The sequence below is a fragment of the Geodermatophilus sp. SYSU D01180 genome (assembly GCF_054050415.1).
This window is the reverse complement of the sequence record NZ_JBJGZH010000009.1, coordinates 23,034-42,403: the sequence shown is the minus strand read 5'-3', so window position 1 is coordinate 42,403 and position 19,370 is coordinate 23,034. Positions and strand designations below refer to the sequence as shown.

The window sequence follows — 19,370 nt, the reverse complement described above, 5'->3', positions numbered from 1 at the left end:
TCAGGTGCCGGCGAGCAGCCCGGCGGCCGGGGCGATGGTGAGCAGCGTCCCGGCGAACACGAGGACGGCGACCAGCCGCAGCCCGGTGGGCTCGCGGCCGGTGCGCTGCCGCCAGGCGCCCACGCCGGCGACCAGGCCGGTCACCGCGAGCGGGGCGAGGACCACCGCGACCTGCGGCACCTGCTCCCAGACGACGGTGGCCAGGAAGTAGATGCCGACACCGGCGGCCAGCGCCAGGACCAGCTCGCCGGCGAAGCGCAGCCAGGCCAGCGCGCCCTCCTTGGCGCCCAGCGGCTCGTCGAGGACCTCGGTCTCCCCGGCGCGGGTGACCGGGATCGGTCCGGTGGCCGGGGTGGGCCCCGCCGCCGAGGCGCCGGGGACGCCGGGCTTGCGGGAGGGCCGGATGCCCGGGATGGCCGCGGTCGACGGCTCGGCCGGACCGCGCCCGTCCTCGGCCGGCGCCCCCGCGACGCGACCGGTGTCCCGGGTCCTCCTGGCCTTCTCGGCCGCCCTCCCGGCGGCCTTCTCCGCGGCCTTCTCGGCCCGGCCCGCCTTCTCGGCCCGCGCGGCCGCCTTCTCCGCGGCCCGGTCCCGCGCCGGGCGGCCGGTGTCGGCGACCGGTCCCGTGTCGCGGGACAGCCGGCCGGTCTCGGAGACCCGGCCGGTGTCGCCGGCGCGGCGGCCGGGGTTGGGTGCGTCCTCGGTGTCGGGGTCCCGGCGGCGCTGCTTGATCGGGATGTCGCCGGTGTCGCCGCGGCGCCGGCGCACGCTGCGCGGTGCCTCGATGCCGGCCTCGCGCAGGATGTCGGCCAGCGGCCGGCCGCCGGTCTCCGGGCCGCGCCCGGGGTCGGGGTCCCTGCGGGGCTGGGCCATCACGCGTCTCCCAAGGAGTCCAGTCGCCGCAGGATGACGCCCTCGCGCAGCGCCCACGGACAGATCTTGACGGAGGGTAGTTCCAGCGCCTGCATGGCCGCCTGCGCCACCACGGCACCGGCCGGCACCTGGTGGGCGCGGTCGGGCGACACGCCGCGCAGCTCGGCGAGGCTGCGTGCCTCGATGCGGGACACGAAGCCGATCAGCTGGCCGAGGCCGTCGAGGGTGAGCTCGCGGGGGACCCGCAGGCCGGCCGAGTAGGGCGCCGCGCCGGTCAGCCGGGCCAGCGTGCGGAAGGTCTTGCTGGTCGCCGCCACCAGGTCCGGCGCGCCGGCGCCGCGGAGCTTCTTCGCCGCCGGCTTGAGCACGTCGGCCGCGTGCTCGCCCAGCGCCTCCAGGGCCGCGAGGTCGGGCCGGCCGCCCTCGGCGGCGTCCTGCAGGAAGCGGCGGGTCATCCGCCCGGCGCCCAGCGGCACCGACAGCGCGACGTCGGGGTCCTCGTCGACGCCGCTGGCCAGCTCGAGCGAGCCGCCGCCGATGTCGAGGACCAGCAGCCGGCCCGCGCTCCACCCGTACCAGCGGCGGACGGCGAGGAAGGTCAGCCGGGCCTCCTCCTCGCCGCTGGTCACCTGCAGCTCGACGCCGGTCTGCGCGCGGACGCGGTCGAGCACCTCCATGCCGTTGACCGCCTCGCGGATGGCCGAGGTGACCAGCGCGAGGACCTCGTCGCAGCCCTGCTCCTCGGCCCGCCGGCATGCCTTGCGCACGGCGGTGACCAGCGCCTTCTCCCCGGTCCTGGAGAGGACGTCGTCCTTGCCGACGTGCTCGGCCAGGCGCAGGACCGCGCGGTCGTCGTACGTCGGGGTGGGGTGGCCGCCGCGGTGGGCGTCCACCACGAGCAGGTGGACGGTGTTCGAGCCGACGTCCAGCACCCCGAGCCGCATGCGGTCAGTCTGCCGGTCGGGCCGTCCCTAGGCTGGACCGGTGCAGGACGTACCGCCGGAGGTCGACCCGGACTTCGCCCGCGAGTGGATCGAGTTCCCGGACCCGGCCGACCCGCGGCACGTCGTCCGCGCCGACCTCACCTGGCTGTCCTCGGCCTGGACCTGCGTGTTCGGCCGCGGCTGCGCCGGCGTCGTCGAGGGCCGGGCCGACGACGGCTGCTGCAGCCACGGCGCGTTCTTCAGCGACGAGGACGACCTCGCCCGGGTGACCGCCGCCGTCGCCGACCTCACCGACGAGGACTGGCAGCTCGCGCCGCTCGGCCGCGGCGCCTGGACCGAGGAGGACGACGCCGACGAGGAGGGCGGCGTCCGCTCGCTGCGCACCCGCCTGGTCGACGGCGCCTGCGTCTTCCTCAACCGCCCCGGCTTCCCGGGCGGCACCGGCTGCGCGCTGCACCGGATGGCGCTGCGCGAGGAACTGCACCCGCTGCTCACCAAGCCCGACGTCTGCTGGCAGCTGCCGGTGCGCCGCGAGCAGGAGGAGGTCGAGCGGCCCGACGGGACGACGGTGCTGGTGAGCACGATCGGCGAGTTCGACCGCCGCGGCTGGGGCCCGGGCGGCGCCGACCTGCACTGGTGGTGCACCGGCTCCCCGGCCGCGCACGTCTCCCCCGAGCCGCTGGTGGTCACCTACGCCGCCGAGCTCACCAGCCTGCTCGGCCCGGCGGCCTACGCCGAGCTGCGCCGGCTCACCGAGGCCCGGCTGGACCTCGGCCTGGTCGCCCCGCACCCGGCCAGCCCGGCGCCGGTGCCCCTCCCGCTGCCCCGGCTGCGGCCCGGCGGCTGAGCGGCACTCCCCGTCCGGGTGCGGCGGCGGCCGGATCGACACCCCCCGCCACTACCCTGCTGGGGACGACCGCGACGACCGGACGGCGAGGACTGTGAGCGACGGACAGGCGGCGAGCCCCCGCGCGCGCCCGGCGGGGTCGTCGGCCAGTGGGCGGGCGCAGGAGAACGCGCTGCTCGTCCTCCTGCGCATCCCGGTGTTCCGCCGCATGTGGGCGGCGATCACCGTCTCCAGCCTCGGCGACTGGCTGGGCCTGCTGGCCACCACGGCGATGGCCCAGCAGCTCACCCGCGACCAGTCGCTCGGCGTCCAGGGCGCGGCGATCTCCGGCGTCATCCTCACCCGGCTGCTGCCCGACCTGCTCCTCGGCCCGATCGCCGGCGCGCTGGCCGACCGGCTCGACCGCCGCACCACCGTCGTCGTCGGCGACCTGCTGGCCTGCTCGCTGTACCTGTCGATCGCCTTCAGCTACGAGCTGACCTGGCTCTACGTCGCGCAGTTCCTCGTCGAGGCGGTCGGGCTGTTCACCAACCCGGCCAAGCAGGCGATCTGGGTGGCGATCGTGCCGCGCGAGCGGCTGGCCGTGGCCAACCAGGTGTCGCTGTTCAGCGTCTACGGCGCGGTGCCGGTCGCCTCGCTGCTGTTCGCCCTGCTGTCCACGGTCGCCCGCGTGTTCCCCGGCAGCGGCGGGGCCGCGGACGCGCGGACGGCGATCGTCGTCGCCCTGCTGTTCAACTCGGCGAGCTTCGCGCTCTCGGCCACCACGGTGTTCCTGTCCCGGCGGCTCATCCCGCGGACACCCGTCGACCGGCAGTCGTCGTCGAACGTGTTCTCCCTCGTCGTCGAGGGCGTCTCCTTCCTGCGCGGGCAGCCGCTGATGCGCGCGCTGTACGTCGGCGTCATCGGCGCGTTCGGGGCGGGCGGGCTGATCATCGGCGTGGCGCAGCTCTACATCGCCACCCTCGACGCGGGCGCCGCCGGGTACGGCGTGGTGTTCGGCATCGTCTTCACCGGCCTGGCCCTCGGCATGCTGGTCGGCCCGCGGATCCTGCCCACCATCCCGCGGCGCAGCCTGTTCGCCCGCTCCATCGGCCTGGCCGGGATCGCGCTGCTGGCGATGTCGCTGCTGCAGGACTTCGTCCTCGCCACCATGGCGGCGTTCCTCGTCGGCCTGTTCGCGGGGATCTCCTGGATCATCGGCTACACGCTCATCGGCTTCGAGGTCGAGGACCGGCTGCGCGGCCGCGTGTTCGCCTTCGTCGTGTCCTCGGTGCGCATCGTCCTGCTGCTGTCGGTCGCCGTCGGTCCCGGCCTGGCCGGCCTGCTCGGCAGCCACGACCTGCGCGTCGGCGAGCTGATGCTCAGCCTCACCGGGCCCGGTCTCACGCTGATGATCGGCGGCGTCCTCGCGCTGCTGGTCAGCGCCTACGCCGTCCGTCAGGTCGTCCCCCGCGGCCGGCCGGGCACCCGCCCCCGCGACGTGTTCCGGCTGCTGTGGGGCAGCTCGGACATCCTGTCGGCCTCGGCGAGCGGCACCGGCCTGTTCGTCGTCGTCGAGGGCGCCGACCGCGACCTCACCCGCCGCTACACCGCCGAGCTCGCCCAGGTGCTGCGCGACTGGGGCTGCCCGGTGGTGGCCACGCACGAGCCGAGCGACACGGGGCTGGGCCGGCAGGTCCGCACGCTGCTCTACCCGCCGGCGCCCGAGGTGGCCGGCGCGACCGACGGCGAGGGCCACCCGGTGGCCGCCTACACCGCGGCGCTGCTGGCCGCGGCCGACCGCGCCGAGCACGTGGCCACGGTCATCCGGCCGGCGCTGCAGCGGCGCGAGGTCGTGGTGTGCAACCACTACGTGGACACCTCGATCGCCTTCCACGGCGCCGGGCAGGGCCTGGACGCCGACCGCATCTTCCGCACCTCGCTGTGGGCCACCCGCGGCCTGCTGCCCGACCTCACCGTGGTCGTCGACACCCCCGTCACCGCCGGTCCCGCGGGCGCCGACGCCGATGCCGTGCGCGCCGCCTTCCTCGCCCAGGCCGACGCCGCGCCCGACCGCTACCTCGTCGTGCCGGGCGAGCTGCTCGGCGCCGACGGGGGTCCCGACGGCGAGGGCCTGGTGTCGACCGCGGTGCGGCGGAAGCTCACCGCGCTGGTCACCCAGCGCTGTCCCGAGCACGCCGAGCACGCGGACGGCGCCTGCGGTGCGGCCGACCCGCCGGTCGGCGCGGCGCGGACCGGTACCGGGGGGATCGGCGGCGGCTCCGTAGGCTGACCGGCGTGGACGCCCCGGTGACCCCCGGCCCGGTGACATGGACCCCCGAGGACACCGAGGCGGTCGACTGCTGCCTGTGCGGTGTCCCCGGCCGGCTCGTGCACGACCTCGCCCCGTTCGGCGTCGTCCGCTGCCCGTCCTGCGGCCTGGTGTTCATCAGCCCCCGGCTGCGGCCGGAGGCGCTCCAGCGGCTCTACGACGACGTCGGCTACTTCGAGGGCGGCGTGTACGGGGACGCGGCGCAGGAGCCCCGCCGCTTCGACCCCGCGATGCTGCTGCAGCGCACCTGGACCGCCGGGCGGCTCGCGCTGCTCGACCGGGTCCGGGGCCGCGCCGCCGGGGGCCGGCTGCTCGAGGTGGGCGCCGGCTACGGCCTGTTCCTCGACGCCGCACGCCGGGCCGGCTGGCAGACCAGCGGGGTGGAGCTGTCCCGCACCGGCGCGAAGCACGCCACCGAGGTGCTCGGGCTCGACGTGTTCTGCGGTCAGCTCGCCGAGGCGCCGCTGGAGGCGGGCTTCGACGTCGTCTGCGCGTGGGACACCGTCGAGCACGTGCCCGACCCGCTCGACTTCTGGCGCACCGCCCGCTCCCTGGTGGCCGACGACGGCGTCGTGCTGTTCTCCACGCCCTACGTCTCGTCGCTGCCGGCGCGGCTGCTCGGCACCCGCTGGTGGACGCTCAAGCCCGCCGAGCACATCTGGCACTTCACCCCGCGCACGCACGCGATGCTGCTGGCCCGGGCCGGGTTCGCGCTGACGCAGGTGGTCCGCAGCCCGCTCGCGCCGGCCAACGCCGGCCGGCTGGACTCCCTGGTCGGCGTCGCGCGCCCCGTCCCCCTGGCCTGACGCGCGGGTGCGGGTCGGCCTCGACGGGCTGGTGTCCGCGGACTCCCCGGGGCACGTCCCGGAGAGCCGCGCGTTCCCCGCCGCGCGGGGCGGCCCCGCGTCCCCGGGGGAACGGCGGCGGGCCCGTGCCGCGCACGTCCCTCCCCTGCCTCCGGCACCGGGGAGGTCGCGCAGGTCGTGGACGCCGCCGGGCGGAGGGTCCCGCTGCGGGTCAGCGTGCCGTCGTCGGCGGCGGTGCGGGGCGTGTACCTCGACGTCCCCGGCGGCGGGGTCCCGGGGGCGGCGGGGTCCCGGGCGGCGGGGGCCTAGGCGGCGGGGTCCTCGCCCGCCGGCACGAGCTCGACCCGGGCGCCGCCGGTGCGGAAGGTCTGCCGGTACGCGCGCGGCGAGACCCCGCGGCGGCGGCTGAACTGCTCGCGGAACCCGGCGGCGGTGCCGAAGCCGACCAGCCGGGCGATCTCCTCCACCGGGGCGTCGCTCTCCTCGAGCAGCGTCTCCGCGGCGGCGAGCCGCTGTCCGAGCAGCCACGCGTGCGGCGTCGTCCCGGTGGTGGCCTTGAAGCGGCGGGCGAAGCTGCGCGGGCTCATCAGCGCGCGGCGGGCGAGCACCTCGACGCTGATGTCCTCGGCCAGGTGCGCGCGGGCCCAGTCCAGGACGAGGCCGAGCAGGTCGTCCTCGCAGCGGGCGACCGGCTCGTCGATGTACTGGGCCTGCCCGCCGTCGCGGTGCGGCGGCACGACCATCTCGCGGGCCAGGGCGTTGGCCGCCGCGGCGCCCCACTCGCGGCGGATGAAGTGCAGCAGCGCGTCGACGCCGCTGGCGGTGCCGGCGCCGGTGATGAGGGTGCCCTCGTCGACGTAGAGGACCCGCGGGTCGACGTCGACCCGCGGGTAGCGGGCGGCCAGCTCCCCGGCGTAGCGCCAGTGCGTGGTGGCCCGCTTGCCGTCGAGCAGCCCGGCCGCCGCGACCACGAACGCGCCGGTGCAGTGACTGATGATCTGGCCGCCGCGCGCGTGCACGGCGCGCAGCGCGTCGAGGACCTCCGGCGGCACGGGCGCGGACAGCTTCTCCCAGGCGGTGACCAGGACGACGTCGGAGACGGCCAGCCGCTCCAGGCCGTGCTCGACGTAGAGGGTCAGCCCGGTGTCGGTGCGCACCATCCCCGGCCGGTCGGTGACGATCGCGAAGTCGAAGCGCGGCATGCCGAAGCGGCGGTAGTCGTAGCCGAAGACCTCGGCGGCGACGCCGAGGCCGAAGGCGCCCAGGACGCCGTCACCGGCGAGGAGGCTGACGACGACGGGACGGTCGTTTCCGGTCACGCCGACATCATGGCAGGAAAGACGCGATCCGTGTCACCTCTGCCACTCGTGGGTCCCGGGCCGCCGGAGCACGCTCGTCCCATGTTGCTGATCACCTGCCCCGTGACCCGGACCGACGAGCTGGTCGCCGAACGGCGCATCCGGTCGGTCGCCAACCACCCGACCCACATCGCGATGGCGGTCGAGTGCCCCTCCTGCGGGAGCGTGCACGTCTACCGCACCGGCCGGCGCTGGGAGGACGCGCGGGCCGCCGGGGCCGGACAGGTCGCTCGACCTGCGGCGGAGCTCGCCCACGCCTAGGATCGAACACATGAGCGAATCGAACGTGAACACCGGCCAGGCCGGCGACCCGACCGCCGAGAAGGACCCGTCGGACTGGGTGACCGGCGACGAGCCCGCCACCGGGGCGCAGAAGAGCTACCTCCACACGCTGGCCCGCCAGGCCGGCGAGGACGTGCCGGAGGACATCACCAAGGCCGACGCGTCCCGGAAGATCGACGAGCTCCAGGAGGAGACCGGCCGGGGTCAGTGACCCCGGCCGGCCCCCGGCCCCGTGGGGTGCCGGTCCCCGCCTACTGCTCGAACTTGTAGCCCAGGCCCCGCACCGTCACCAGGTGCTTGGGGTTGGCCGGGTCGGGCTCGATCTTGGCGCGCAGCCGCTTGACGTGGACGTCGAGGGTCTTGGTGTCGCCCACGTAGTCCGAGCCCCACACGCGGTCGATGAGCTGGCCGCGGGTGAGCACCCGGCCGGCGTTGCGCAGCAGCAGCTCGAGCAGGTCGAACTCCTTGAGCGGCAGCGCCACCGGCTCGCCGTCGACGGCGACCACGTGCCGCTCGACGTCCATCCGCACCGGGCCGGCCTCCAGCGCGCCGTCGGCGGGGGCGTCGACGTCGCCGCGGCGGCGCAGCACCGCCCGGATCCGGGCGACCAGCTCGCGCGCCGAGTACGGCTTGGTGACGTAGTCGTCGGCGCCGAGCTCCAGGCCCACGACCTTGTCGACCTCGGAGTCCTTGGCCGTCAGCATGATGATCGGGACGTTGCTGCGGGAACGCAGTGCCCGGCACACCTCGGTGCCCGGCAGGCCGGGGAGCATGAGGTCGAGCAGGACGACGTCGGCGCCCGCGCGGTCGAACTCGGCCAGGGCGTCGGGGCCGGTGGCGGCGACGACCGCCTCGAACCCCTCCCGCCCGAGCATGTAGGACAGCGCGTCGGAGAAGGACTCCTCGTCCTCCACCACGAGCACTCGGGTCATGACCGTCCTTCCTGGAGGACCGGCGCGGCGCCAGCGGCCGCGCCGGGAGCTTCGCGGCGGTCCTCGACCGCCAGGGGGATGCGCAGCGTGAAGGTGGAGCCGAGGCCCTCCTCGCTCCACACGCTGACGGAACCGCCGTGGTTGCTGGCCACGTGCTTGACGATCGCCAGCCCCAGGCCGGTGCCGCCGGTGCTGCTGGCCCGCGACTGGTCGACGCGGTAGAAGCGCTCGAAGACCCGCTCCCGGTCGGCCCGCGGGATGCCGATGCCGCTGTCGGTGACGGCGATCTCGGCGAAGCCGCCGCGCGCCCGCGCCCCGACGGCGATCTTCGTGTTCTCCGGGCTGTAGGCGACCGCGTTGGCCAGCAGGTTGGTGACCGCCGTCGTCAACTGGGCCTCCACCCCCCGCACGGTCAGCCCGTGGGCGCCGCCGACGGCGATCGTGATGCCCTTGGCCGCCGCGGCCAGGCCGGTGCGGTCGACGGCCTCGGCCAGCACCGTGTCGACGTCGACCGGCACGAGCTCGGGCAGCGGCTCGGCGCCCTGCAGGCGGGACAGGTCGATGAGCTCGCGCACCAGCCGCGCCAGCCGGTCGGCCTCGTGGGCCATCCGCGCGGCGAAGCGCTGGACGGTGTCCGGGTCGTCGGCGGCGCCCTGCATGGCCTCGGCGAGCAGGCCCAGCGCACCCACCGGCGTCTTGAGCTCGTGGCCGACGTTCGCGACGAAGTCGCGCCGGACCGCCTCGACCCGGCGGGCCTCGGTCACGTCCTGGAGGACCAGCGCCACGGGGCCGGGGACGGCCGAGGGCGCGACCTCGCCGGGCGGGGTGTCCAGCCGGACGCCGTGCGCGCCGACCAGCCGCGTGCCGGCGCCGACGACCTCGCCGGGGAGGGTGACGTCCGCACGCCGGTGCCCGCGGCGGCGGACCTGCTTCACGAGGTCCTGCAGCGCGGGGACGACGAGCCGGCGCTCGCGGACGATGCCGAGCCCGCGCGCGGTCGGGTTGGCCACGACGACGGCGTCGTCCTTGTCCAGCAGGAGGACCGCGGGGTCCATGAGGTCGAGCAGCCGGCGGGCGAGCAGCGCCTCGGAGGGCGCGTTCCGGGCGTCGTCGTCGCCGGGGCGCTCGGTCCGGTCGGCGGGCCGGCGGGCGAGCAGCACGACGACGGCCGCCACGACGGCGCCGACGACGAAGCCGGCCACGAGGGCGACCAGCGTGCTCACGGGGCCGATGCTAGGCCGCGGCCGGACCCGGTCATCCCCCGTGTGAGTGGTGCCGCAACCGGGTAGGGCGACTGTTCACGCTGGGGTGCCCCCACGTTCACCGATCGGGCCCGTCCGGTGTCTCCTCACCCCCTACCCTCGAACCGTCAGGACGGCGCACCGAGCAGACGGTGTCCGGACGGCGGTACCCGGTGGACGGCCGGCCGACGAGGAGGACCCGTGCGCGAGCACTACCGCGAAGAGCTCGAGGACATCAACCACTGCCTGGTGGAGATGGCCAACTCGGTCGGTTCGGCGATGAACAAGGCCACGACCGCGCTGCTCGACGCCGACGTCGCACTCGCCGACCTGGTCATCGCCGGCGACGAGCACATCGACGCGGTGCGCGAGAGCATCGAGGAGCGCTGCTTCACCCTGCTGGCCCGCCAGCAGCCGGTCGCCACCGACCTGCGCACGGTCACCACCGCGATGCGCATCGTCGGCGACCTCGAGCGCATGGGCGACCTCGCCGTCCACGTGGCCAAGCTCGCCCGGATGCGCTTCCCGGAGTCCGCCGTCCCCGCCGAGGTGCGGCCGATCTTCCTCGAGGCCGGTCACGTCGCGCAGAGCCTGGTCACGCAGGTCGGCGCCGTCATCGCCAAGCTCGACGTCGAGGGCGCCGCGCAGCTGGAGAAGGACGACGACCTCATGGACCAGCTGCACCGCCAGCTGTTCACCGAGCTGCTCAGCCCCGGCTGGACGCACGGCATGGAGTCGGCCATCGACATCACCCTGCTCGGCCGCTACTACGAGCGTTTCGCCGACCACGCCGTGAGTGTCGCCCGCCGGGTCGTCTTCCTCGTCACCGGCGAGCGGGACATGCAGGCGGTCTGACCGCACCCACACGCACGAGGGCCCCACCGCTCGCGGTGGGGCCCTCGTGCGTGTGGTGGGCTACTTCTTGCCCTGGTTCTTGACCGCCTCGATCGCGGCCGCGGCGGCCTCGGGGTCGAGGTACTCCCCGCCCGGCTTCACCGGCCGCAGGTCGGCGTCGAGGTCGTAGCGCAGCGGGACGCCGGTGGGGATGTTCAACCCGACCACCTCGTCCTCGCCCATCCCGTCGAGGTGCTTGACCAGCGCCCGCAGGCTGTTGCCGTGGGCGGCCACCAGCACGGTGGCGCCGCTGCGCAGGTCCGGCACGATCGCGTCGTACCAGTACGGGAGCATCCGGACGACGACGTCGGCCAGGCACTCGGTGGCCGGGCGCACCTCCGGCGGCAGGAAGGCGTAGCGCGGGTCGGCGTCCTGCGAGAACTCGCTGCCGGGCTCGATCGGCGGCGGCGGGGTGCTGTAGGAGCGCCGCCAGGTCATGAACTGCTCCTCGCCGTACTCGGCGAGGGTGGCCGCCTTGTCCTTGCCCTGCAGCGCGCCGTAGTGCCGCTCGTTGAGCCGCCACGAGCGGCGCACCGGGATCCACTGCCGGTCGGCGGCGGCCAGGGACAGCTCCGCGGTGGTGATCGCCCGCCGCAGCAGCGAGGTGTGCAGCACGTCGGGCAGCAGGCCGTGCTCGGCCAGCAGCTGCCCGCCGCGGGTGGCCTCGGCCCGGCCCTTCTCCGACAGCTCGACGTCCACCCAGCCGGTGAACAGGTTGGCCTTGTTCCACTCGCTCTCGCCGTGGCGGAGCAGGACCAGGGTGCCGGGTGCGTTCTCCGCAGACGTCGTCACACCGGTCATCCTGCCAGCAGCGGCCAGAGCACCCACGCCTCGTACAGCACCGGCGGGACCAGCCCGAGCAGCAGCCACGGGCTGAGCACCCGGCGGGCGGCACCCCAGCGCACGGCGGCGACCAGCGCCACGCTGCAGGTCAGCGCGACCGCCAGCCACAGCGCGGTGGCGGCGACGTCGACGACGAACAGCTGCACCAGCACCAGCTGCACCGCGCACAGCAGCAGCGGGTAGACCAGGCCGGACGCGGCGACCACGCCGATCAGCGCGCGGCCCAGCCGTTCCTGCGCGGCGGGCGGCTCCTGCACGCACCCACGCTAGGCCCCTCAGGCCGCCTGCGTGCCCGTCTCGCGCCGCCCGGGCAGCCACACCAGGACCACGACGGCGGCGACCGCCGCGGCCGCCGCGGTCCCGACGGCGGTCAGGTGCATCGCCGCGACGAACCCGTCACGGGCGGTGTCGGCGAGCGCGTCGGCGGCCGCGGCGAGCTCGGCGTCCCCGGCGGCCCGCGCCTCGTCCGCCGTCGCCCCGGCCGCCTCGAGGGTCGCCGCGATCGAGGTGCTCGCCTCGTCGCGCAGCCCGGCCGGCAGCACGTCGACGGCGCCGCGGACGTTGGCCGCGTACGCGGTCGCGAGCACCGAGCCGAGGATCGCGACGCCGAGCGCCCCGCCCACCTGGCGGACGGTGTTGTTCACCGCCGCGCCCGCGCCGGCCTTCTCCCGCGGCACCACCGACATGATCGACTCGGTCGCCGGGGCCATGACCGCGCCCATGCCCAGCCCCTGCACGGTCAGCGTGGTGAGCAACAGCCACAGCGGCGCGGCCTGGTCGAGCAGCTGGAAGCCCAGGAACGACAGCGTGATGAGCCCGAAGCCGGACGCGCAGACGGCCTTGGCGCCGAACCGCTCGGCCAGCCGGGAGCTGCGCGGCGCCATCACCGCCATGCCCAGCGCCACCGGGATGAGCGCGGCGCCGGACTGCAGCGGGTCGTAGCCGCGGGCGCCCTGCAGGTAGTAGACGAGGTAGAACGTCGCGCCCATCAGGGCGAAGAAGTTCAGGCCCAGGGCGGCGGCGGCCGCGGAGAACGCCGGGTTGCGGAACAGCGAGACGTCGAGGGTCGGGTGTGTCGAGCGCCGCTGCAGCCAGACGAACAGCACCATGAGCAGCGCGCCGCCGACCAGCGGGACGAGCACCTCCGGCGTCCCCCAGCCCACGCCCGAGCCGCCGTGGATGAGCCCGTAGACCAGCCCGGCCAGCGCGGCGATCGACAGCAGCACGCCCGGGACGTCGAGCCGGCCCGGGTCGGGGTCCCGCGACTCGGGCACGAAGGCGAGCGTGCCGAGGACGCCGACCAGGGCGACCGGCACGCCGATGAGGAAGATCCCGCCCCACCAGAAGTGCGTCAGCACCAGGCCGCTGGCCAGCGGGCCGCCGGCGACGGCGAGCCCGGCGGTGGCCGCCCAGATGCCGATGGCGCGGCCCCGCTCGGCCGGCGGGAAGACGTTGGTGATGACGGCGAGCGTCGTCGGCTGCACCGCGGCCCCGCCGACCCCCATCACCGCCCGCCAGGCGATGAGCTCCAGCGGGCTGTCGGAGAAGGCGGCCAGCACCGAGCCGCCGGCGAAGACCGCGAGGCCGATCAGCAGCACCCGGCGGCGGCCGATGCGGTCGCCGATGACGCCCCAGGAGAACAGCAGCCCGGCGAACACGACGATGTAGGCGTCGACGGCCCACTGCAGCTCGCCCTGGGTGGCGCCGAGCTCCCGCTGCAGCGTCGGGATGGCCACGTTGAGCGTCGTGTTGCCGGTGATCACCACGAGCAGGCAGACGGTCATGGTGGCCAGCACCCACCACCGCCGGGCGTAGCCGGGGCGCTCCTCGACGGCCGGCGCCGCCGCGGGCCGCCCGGTGGTGGTCATCCCCCGCCGTCCGCGGGCGACGCTCCCCCGCCGTCGGCCGGCCGCTCGGTCCGGCCCTGCTGGGCGAAGGCGGCGAAGGCCTCCAGGTTGCGCAGCGACTCGCCGCGCTTGACCCGCCACTCCCACTCCCGGCGGATCGAGGTGCCGAAGCCGATCTCGAGCATGGTGTTGAAGTGGTCGTCGGCGTAGCTGAGGACCGCGCCGAGCAGCCGGTCGAGCTCCTCCGGGGTCACCGCGGCGTGCGGGACGCGGCCGGTGAGGTAGACGTCGCCGACCCGGTCGACCGAGTAGGCGACGCCGTACATGCGCGCGTTGTGCTGCAGCAGGTAGGTCCACAGCTGCTCGCGGTTCTCGTCGGGCTGGCGGCAGACGAACGCCTCGATCCGCAGCGCGTGCTCGCCGACGATGAGCCCGCAGACCGTCTTGAGCTTCTTGGTGCCCGGGAGGTCGACCAGCCAGCGACCGGGCGCCGGGTGCTCGTGCACCAGGTCGGCCTCGCGCAGCGTGCGGTCGATGACCGCGTCCAGCGCGGCGACGACGTCGGCGCGCGTGGTGGGCGCCTCCCCGATCCCCTCGCTCACCAGGCCCCCTCGCTCACCAGGCCACCTGCGTCCCCGCGACCGGCCGCAGCGAGCCGAGCGCGCGGCGGCGCCGGGCGGCGACGGCCATCTCCGCGGCGGCCGAGGAGTAGGCGGCCACCAGCGCGTCGGCGGTGCGGTCCCAGGAGAACGCGGCGGCGTGCCGGCGGGCGCCGGCGCCCATGAGCTGCCGGCGCTCGAGGACGGCGCGGACCGCCGCCGCGTAGGCGCCGGCGTCCCGCCCGTCCACCAGGACGCCGGACACCCCGTCGCGGACCGCCGTCCGCAGGCCGCCGACCGAGGCGGCGACCACCGGGGTCCCGCAGGCCTGGGCCTCGAGCGCGACCAGGCCGAAGGACTCGTTGTGGCTGGGGACGACGCCGACGTCGGCGGCGCGGTAGTGCAGGGCCAGCCGGTCCGGCGGCTGCGGCGGCAGGAAGCGCACCAGGTCGGCGATGCCCAGGTGCGCGGCGAGCTCCTCGAGCTGCCGCGGCGCCTCCAGGCCCGACCCGCTCGGCGCCCCGACCACGTGCACCCGCAGCCGGGAGCGCAGCGCCGGGTCGCCCTCGAGCATCCGGGCGGCGGTGGCCAGCAGCAGGTCGGGCGCCTTGAGCGGCTGGATGCGGCCGACGAAGGTGAGCACGACGGCGTCGGCGGGCACGCCCAGCGCGCGGCGGGCGGCGGCGCGGTCGCCGGGGGTGAAGCGGTCGAGGTCCACGCCCGGGGGGACGACGAGGGTGCGGCGCGGGTCCGCCCCGTAGTGCTCGACGAGCTGGTCGGCCTCCTCGTCGGTGTTGGCCACCAGCCGGTCGGCCTCGGCGACCACCTGCTCCTCGCCGATCACGCGGGCGCGCGGCTCGGGCCGGTCGCCGTCGGCCAGCGCGGCGTTCTTCACCTTGGCGAGGGTGTGCGCGGTGTGGATCAGCGGCACGCTCCACCGGTCCCGCGCCAGCCAGCCGACCTGGCCCGAGAGCCAGTAGTGCGAGTGGACGACGTCGTAGTGGCCCGGCTCGTGCTGGGCCTCCTCGCGCAGCACGCCGGCGGTGAAGGCGCACAGCTGGCCGGGCAGCTCCTCCTTGCCCAGGCCCTCGAACGGGCCGGCGCTGACGTGCCGCACGGTCACGCCGGGGCTCATCTCGACCACCGGCGGCAGGTCGCTGGAGGTGGCGCGGGTGAAGACGTCGACGGCGATGCCGCGGGCGGCCAGCCGGCGGGAGACCTCGACGATGTAGACGTTCATGCCCCCGGCGTCGCCGGCGCCGGGCTGGTCCAGCGGGCTGGTGTGCACCGAGATGGTCGCCACCCGCCGCGGCGCACGCGGAGGGAGGAGGCGGCGAGCAGGCACCCACGACCTCCCACCTCGCCGCCCCGGGTGCCGGTGCAGCACCCCTGTCGACTCTCCATCCTGCAACAGGGTCAGGATGACCACATGACCGGTGTTGCCGAGATCTCCTCCTCCGGCCCGCGTGCGCTGCCGGGGACCGGTCGCACCGCCGTCGTCACGGGCGCCTCCAGCGGCATCGGCGCGGCCACCGCGGCCCGGCTGGCGGCGGAGGGCTTCGACGTCGTCGTCGGGGCCCGGCGGCTGGACCGGCTGACCGGGCTCGCCGAGCGGATCGGCGCCCGGGCGCTGCCGCTGGACCTCACCGACCCGGCGTCGGTCGAGGCGTTCGCCGCCGCCCTGGACCGCGTGGACGTGCTGGTCAACAACGCCGGTGGGGCGTTCGACGCCGCGCCGGTGGCCGAGGCCGACCTGGACTCGTGGGCGCGGACCTACGAGGTCAACGTGCTCGGCACCGTCCGGCTGACCAAGGCGCTGCTGCCGAAGCTCGTCGCGTCCGGCGCCGGCGACCTGCTGTTCATGGGCTCCACGGCGGGGCTGGTCTCCTACGAGGGTGGGGCGTCCTACACGGCGGCCAAGCACGCGGTGCACACGCTGGCCGAGACGCTGCGGCTGGAGCTGTACGACCAGCCGGTCCGGGTCGTGGAGATCGCGCCCGGGATGGTCAAGACCGAGGAGTTCACCCTCAACCGGGTCGGCGACCGGGAGCGGGCGGAGTCGGTCTACCGCGGGGTGCGCCGGCCGCTGGTGGCCGAGGACGTCGCCGACTGCGTGGCCTGGGCGCTCACCCGCCCGCACCACGTCAACGTCGACCTGCTCGTCGTCCGCCCGCGTGCCCAGGCCGCCCAGCACAAGGTGCACCGCGAGGAGCTCTGAGCCGTCGGGATCACCGCCGTCTACAACCGGGTGGGCTCCGGGACCAGGGTGACGCCGAAGCGCTCGCGGACCGCTGCGACGACGCGGTCGGCGAAGGCCATGAGCTCGGCCGCCGTGGCGCCGGGCTCGGTGGTCAGCGCGAGGCTGTGCCGCGACGACGTCCCGACCCGGCCCTCGCGGGTGCCGCGGCCGAAGCCGGCCGACTGCACCAGCCACGCGGCGCTGAGCTTGACCAGCCCGTCGCCGGCCGGCCAGCTCGGGCAGCCGGGCACGGCCCGCTCCGCCGGGACGACCGGGTTGGTGAAGAACGACCCGGCGCTGCGGGTGTCGGGGTCGGCCGGGTCGACCACCATCCCCTTGCCTCGGCGCAGCTCCAGCACCGCCGCGCGGACGTCGGCCAGCGGCGCCCGCCCGCCGAGGTCCACGCCGAGCCGCTTGGCCAGCTCGGCGTAGCCCACCGGCCGGGACAGCGGACCGGCGTCCAGCGCGAAGGTCACGGTGAGGACGACGAACCGGCCGGGCTCGCGCTTGAACCGGCTGTCGCGGTAGCCGAAGCCGCACTCGGCGCTGGTCAGCGTGCGCTCGCGCTTCTCGGCGCGGTCGTACACCCGCACCGCGGTGATCGTCTGGGCGACCTCCTGGCCGTAGGCGCCGACGTTCTGCACCGGGGTGGCGCCGGTCGAGCCGGGGATGCCCGACAGCGCCTCCATCCCGGCCAGCTCCTCCGCCACGGTGAGCGCGACCAGGTCGTCCCAGTCCTCGCCGGCCTGCACCTCGAGGACCTCGCCGCGGCGCTCGACCCCGCGGCTGCGCACCGCGACGACGTCGCCGGCCCAGCCCTCGTCGGGCGCGACCAGGTTCGAGCCCCCGCCGAGCACCAGCAGCGGCCGCCCGGCCTCGTCGGCCTCCCGCACGGCGGCGACCAGCTCGGCGGCGTCGGTGACCTCGACCAGCCGCTCGACGGGCCCGCCGATGCCGAGGGTGGTCAGGTCGGCGAGACGGGCGTCGGAGCGGAGGAGCACCAGCCCACGGTAGCCGCGGCGCGCGAGGCCGCCGGGCGGGGCGACTACCCTCGGGGCCGGTGAGCGACGGGGGCAGCGAGCACAAGCGCCGGGCGAACCTGGCGCCGAGGAAGGCCCACCCCCGCCTGGCCGCCGGCCGCGCGCGGGCGCTGGGCCTGCCCACGCGGGGCACCACCAACGCCAACCGGCTGCGCCGGGTCGACCGCTGGCTGGTCACCACCCAGGTGCCGCGGCTGCGCGACGCGGCGCGCCCGCTGGTGGTCGACCTGGGCTACGGCTCGTCGGCGGTCACCACGCTGGAGCTGGCCGACCGGCTGGGCCCGGAGGTCCCGGGGCTCGAGGTGGTCGGCCTGGAGATCGACCCCGCGCGCGTCACCGCCGTCGCCGGGGACCGCGACCCGCCCCGGGTCGACTTCCGGGTCGGCGGGTTCGAGCTGGCCGGGCTGCGGCCGGTCCTGGTGCGGGCGTTCAACGTGCTGCGCCAGTACGACGAGTCCTCGGCCGCGCGGGCGTGGGAGACGATGTGCGCCGCCCTGGGCCCCGGCGGGCTGCTGGTCGAGGGCACCTGCGACGAGTGGGGACGGCGGGCGACCTGGGTGGCCCTGGACGCCGACGGGCCGCTGACGCTCACGCTGGCCGCGCGGGTCGCGGACCTCGAGCGCCCCTCCGACCTCGCCGAGCGGCTGCCCAAGGCGCTCATCCACCACAACGTCCCCGGCCGGCCGGTGCACGACCTGCTGCGCGCCCTGGACGCCGCGTGGGCCGCGGCAGCGGGGCTGTCGACGTTCGGGCCGCGGCAGCGCTGGACGGCCGCGGTGCAGGCGCTGGCCGACGACGGCTGGCCCCTGGTGGGCAGCAGCCGCCGCTGGCGGCACGGCGAGCTCACCGTCCGCTGGTCCGCGGTCGCGCCGGCGTGAGGCGTCCCCGGCCGGAGGTGCTCCCGCCCGGCCCCACCGAGGTCGACGGCGGCACCGCGGAGCTGCTCGGCGACGCCGACCGCGACGGCTCCTGGGTGCTGATGGTCGACGGCACACCGCAGTCGCACGTCGACCTCGACGACCCCGCGCACCTGGAGTTCGAGTACGTGCGCCGGATGGGACACGTGCTCGACCTCGCCGCGCCGGAGGGCGAGCCGCTCGACGTCGTCCACCTCGGCGGCGGCGCGCTGACGCTGGCCCGCTACGTCGCGGTGACCCGCCCCGGCTCGCGGCAGCGGGTGGTCGAGCTCGACCAGCGGCTCACCGACCTGGTCCGCGCCCACCTGCCGCTGCCCCGCGACGCCCGGGTGCGGGTGCGCGCCGCCGACGCCCGGGCCGGCCTCGCCGCGCTGCCGACGGCGAGCGCCGACGTCGTCGTCAGCGACGTCTTCGCCGGCGCCCGCACCCCCGCCCACCTGACGACGGTCGAGTACGCCGCCGAGGTGCACCGGGTGCTGCGGCCGGGCGGGGTGCTGGCGGCCAACGTCGCCGACGGCCCGCCGCTGCGCTTCGCCCGCGGCCAGGTGGCCACGCTGTGCGCCGTCTTCCGGCAGGTCGCCGTCCTGGCCGAGCCGGGCACGCTGCGCGGACGGCGGTTCGGCAACCTGGTGGCGGTGGCCTCCGACGCCGAGCTGCCGGTGGCCGGGCTGACCCGGCGCTGCGCGGGCGACCCGATGCCGGCGCGGGTGGTGGCCGGCCCCGACCTCGCCCGGTTCACCGGGAGGGCGCAGCCGGTGCACGACGACGGCGCCGTGCCCTCACCGGAGCCTCCCCCAGGGGTCTTCGGCCGCTGACCAGGGTCTTCCCCGATGTCCGGGACGGCCGGCCGCGCCTAGTGTCGGGTCATGACGTACCCCGCTCCGGCTCCGCGCCGTCTCGCCCGCGACACCCGCAACAAGATGATCGCCGGTGTGTGCGCCGGGATCGCCCGCCGCTACGGCATCTCCACCGGCGCCCTGCGGCTGGCGTTCGTGGTCTCGTGCATCCTGCCGGGGCCGCAGTTCATCGCGTACCTCGTCCTGTGGGTGCTGATGCCCGCGGACGACCGCTGGTGACCCGCCGTCCCGGCGGGCCGGCTCACCAGCTGCTGTTGCCCCGCTGCACCCCGCGGACCGCGGGCCGCACGTCGACCAGGTAGACGACGGTGGCGATCACCGCGGGCAGGCCGAGGAAGGTCATCGGCCCCTGCAGGTAGATGACCACCGCGGCCAGCGCGGTGATCGCCGCCCAGGCCGGCTTGCTCAGCTTGCCGGCGGCGACGTAGCCCGCGGCCGGGCGGATGACGGCGTCGACGAACGCCCAGGCCGCGACGGCCAGCAGGACCAGCCGCAGGCCCTCGAGAACGGCCCAGTCGAACCCCATGCCCGGAGGGTACC

Annotated in this window: 22 protein-coding genes; 10 read left to right on the top strand and 12 right to left on the bottom strand. The window is 76.0% G+C overall.

The window, feature by feature from the left end; all coding sequences use genetic code 11:
* Entirely contained in the window at positions 1–873 is an 873-nt protein-coding gene (locus tag ACI8AA_RS10435; protein ID WP_457044384.1) for a hypothetical protein, read from the bottom strand.
* Positions 873–1,817 carry a Ppx/GppA phosphatase family protein gene (locus ACI8AA_RS10430; protein WP_457044383.1) on the bottom strand — a complete coding sequence of 315 codons (945 nt, stop codon included), beginning with the start codon at positions 1,815–1,817 and terminating at the stop codon, positions 873–875. Before ACI8AA_RS10430 ends, ACI8AA_RS10435 begins: the two co-directional genes overlap by 1 nt.
* 40 nt (positions 1,818–1,857) lie before the next feature.
* Between ACI8AA_RS10430 and ACI8AA_RS10425 the strand changes: the two genes are divergently transcribed.
* The 3 genes from ACI8AA_RS10425 (at position 1,858) to ACI8AA_RS10415 (ending at position 5,781) form a co-directional block, all read left to right on the top strand.
* Positions 1,858–2,664, top strand: coding sequence for a hypothetical protein (locus tag ACI8AA_RS10425; protein ID WP_457044382.1), 807 nt, complete (start codon positions 1,858–1,860; stop codon positions 2,662–2,664).
* Positions 2,665–2,758: 94 nt separating this feature from the next.
* Positions 2,759–4,936, top strand: a complete 2,178-nt coding sequence (locus ACI8AA_RS10420) for a bifunctional MFS transporter/dTMP kinase (protein ID WP_457044381.1) — start codon at positions 2,759–2,761, stop codon at positions 4,934–4,936.
* Between the two features lie 5 nt (positions 4,937–4,941).
* Positions 4,942–5,781 (top strand): class I SAM-dependent methyltransferase, encoded by an 840-nt coding sequence (locus tag ACI8AA_RS10415; protein ID WP_457044380.1) that lies wholly within the window; start codon positions 4,942–4,944, stop codon positions 5,779–5,781.
* A gap of 305 nt (positions 5,782–6,086) precedes the next feature.
* On the opposite strand, the gene ACI8AA_RS10410 is transcribed toward ACI8AA_RS10415, so the two are convergent.
* Complete coding sequence (locus tag ACI8AA_RS10410) at positions 6,087–7,100, bottom strand: helix-turn-helix domain-containing protein (protein WP_457044379.1); 1,014 nt, start codon at positions 7,098–7,100, stop codon at positions 6,087–6,089.
* A gap of 81 nt (positions 7,101–7,181) precedes the next feature.
* Here ACI8AA_RS10410 and ACI8AA_RS10405 point away from each other — a divergent pair, with 81 nt between their 5' ends.
* Both ACI8AA_RS10405 and ACI8AA_RS10400 read left to right on the top strand, forming a co-directional pair.
* The gene (locus ACI8AA_RS10405; RefSeq protein ID WP_457044378.1) at positions 7,182–7,400 is read left to right on the top strand and encodes a hypothetical protein; all 219 of its coding nucleotides are present in this window, start codon (positions 7,182–7,184) and stop codon (positions 7,398–7,400) included.
* 10 nt (positions 7,401–7,410) lie between these two features.
* Positions 7,411–7,632 carry a DUF3072 domain-containing protein gene (locus ACI8AA_RS10400; RefSeq protein ID WP_446757487.1) on the top strand — a complete coding sequence of 74 codons (222 nt, stop codon included), beginning with the start codon at positions 7,411–7,413 and terminating at the stop codon, positions 7,630–7,632.
* A 40-nt stretch (positions 7,633–7,672) separates the two neighbouring features.
* Here ACI8AA_RS10400 and ACI8AA_RS10395 read toward each other — a convergent pair whose 3' ends face one another.
* Positions 7,673–8,353 carry a winged helix-turn-helix domain-containing protein gene (locus ACI8AA_RS10395; protein ID WP_456938205.1) on the bottom strand — a complete coding sequence of 227 codons (681 nt, stop codon included), beginning with the start codon at positions 8,351–8,353 and terminating at the stop codon, positions 7,673–7,675.
* Positions 8,350–9,576 (bottom strand): sensor histidine kinase, encoded by a 1,227-nt coding sequence (locus ACI8AA_RS10390; RefSeq protein ID WP_457044377.1) that lies wholly within the window; start codon positions 9,574–9,576, stop codon positions 8,350–8,352. Before ACI8AA_RS10390 ends, ACI8AA_RS10395 begins: the two co-directional genes overlap by 4 nt.
* Before the next feature lie 219 nt (positions 9,577–9,795).
* Here ACI8AA_RS10390 and phoU point away from each other — a divergent pair, with 219 nt between their 5' ends.
* Positions 9,796–10,449 (top strand): phosphate signaling complex protein PhoU, encoded by a 654-nt coding sequence (gene phoU, locus ACI8AA_RS10385; RefSeq protein ID WP_387988372.1) that lies wholly within the window; start codon positions 9,796–9,798, stop codon positions 10,447–10,449.
* A gap of 60 nt (positions 10,450–10,509) precedes the next feature.
* On the opposite strand, the gene ACI8AA_RS10380 is transcribed toward phoU, so the two are convergent.
* From ACI8AA_RS10380 to mshA, 5 genes are read right to left on the bottom strand one after another with little or no spacing between them, the layout of a single operon-like run.
* Entirely contained in the window at positions 10,510–11,280 is a 771-nt protein-coding gene (locus tag ACI8AA_RS10380) for a phosphoglyceromutase (protein ID WP_457044376.1), read from the bottom strand.
* Between the two features lie 5 nt (positions 11,281–11,285).
* The gene (locus ACI8AA_RS10375; RefSeq protein ID WP_457044375.1) at positions 11,286–11,588 is read right to left on the bottom strand and encodes a hypothetical protein; all 303 of its coding nucleotides are present in this window, start codon (positions 11,586–11,588) and stop codon (positions 11,286–11,288) included.
* 18 nt (positions 11,589–11,606) lie between these two features.
* Complete coding sequence (locus ACI8AA_RS10370) at positions 11,607–13,199, bottom strand: MFS transporter (protein ID WP_457044374.1); 1,593 nt, start codon at positions 13,197–13,199, stop codon at positions 11,607–11,609.
* A complete protein-coding gene (locus tag ACI8AA_RS10365; protein WP_457044373.1) occupies positions 13,196–13,780 on the bottom strand; it encodes a YbjN domain-containing protein in 585 nt (194 codons plus the stop codon). The genes ACI8AA_RS10370 and ACI8AA_RS10365 overlap by 4 nt, the downstream gene beginning before the upstream one ends.
* A 13-nt stretch (positions 13,781–13,793) precedes the next feature.
* The gene (mshA, locus tag ACI8AA_RS10360) at positions 13,794–15,080 is read right to left on the bottom strand and encodes a D-inositol-3-phosphate glycosyltransferase (protein WP_457044372.1); all 1,287 of its coding nucleotides are present in this window, start codon (positions 15,078–15,080) and stop codon (positions 13,794–13,796) included.
* Between the two features lie 126 nt (positions 15,081–15,206).
* Between mshA and ACI8AA_RS10355 the strand changes: the two genes are divergently transcribed.
* Positions 15,207–15,995, top strand: a complete 789-nt coding sequence (locus ACI8AA_RS10355; RefSeq protein WP_457044371.1) for an SDR family oxidoreductase — start codon at positions 15,207–15,209, stop codon at positions 15,993–15,995.
* A gap of 20 nt (positions 15,996–16,015) precedes the next feature.
* Here the strand turns inward: ACI8AA_RS10355 and ACI8AA_RS10350 are convergent, their stop codons facing one another.
* Positions 16,016–17,017 carry a UDP-N-acetylmuramate dehydrogenase gene (locus ACI8AA_RS10350; protein ID WP_457044370.1) on the bottom strand — a complete coding sequence of 334 codons (1,002 nt, stop codon included), beginning with the start codon at positions 17,015–17,017 and terminating at the stop codon, positions 16,016–16,018.
* Between the two features lie 59 nt (positions 17,018–17,076).
* Between ACI8AA_RS10350 and ACI8AA_RS10345 the strand changes: the two genes are divergently transcribed.
* Genes ACI8AA_RS10345 through ACI8AA_RS10335 form a run of 3 tightly spaced genes read left to right on the top strand, consistent with a single transcriptional unit; the run spans position 17,077 to position 19,049 of the window.
* Positions 17,077–17,934 carry a class I SAM-dependent methyltransferase gene (locus ACI8AA_RS10345; protein WP_457044369.1) on the top strand — a complete coding sequence of 286 codons (858 nt, stop codon included), beginning with the start codon at positions 17,077–17,079 and terminating at the stop codon, positions 17,932–17,934.
* The gene (locus tag ACI8AA_RS10340) at positions 17,931–18,788 is read left to right on the top strand and encodes a spermidine synthase (RefSeq protein ID WP_457044368.1); all 858 of its coding nucleotides are present in this window, start codon (positions 17,931–17,933) and stop codon (positions 18,786–18,788) included. The genes ACI8AA_RS10345 and ACI8AA_RS10340 overlap by 4 nt, the downstream gene beginning before the upstream one ends.
* Before the next feature lie 51 nt (positions 18,789–18,839).
* Positions 18,840–19,049, top strand: a complete 210-nt coding sequence (locus ACI8AA_RS10335; protein ID WP_387988362.1) for a PspC domain-containing protein — start codon at positions 18,840–18,842, stop codon at positions 19,047–19,049.
* Between the two features lie 22 nt (positions 19,050–19,071).
* On the opposite strand, the gene ACI8AA_RS10330 is transcribed toward ACI8AA_RS10335, so the two are convergent.
* A complete protein-coding gene (locus ACI8AA_RS10330; protein ID WP_387988361.1) occupies positions 19,072–19,356 on the bottom strand; it encodes a DUF2516 family protein in 285 nt (94 codons plus the stop codon).
* Positions 19,357–19,370: the final 14 nt, after the last annotated feature.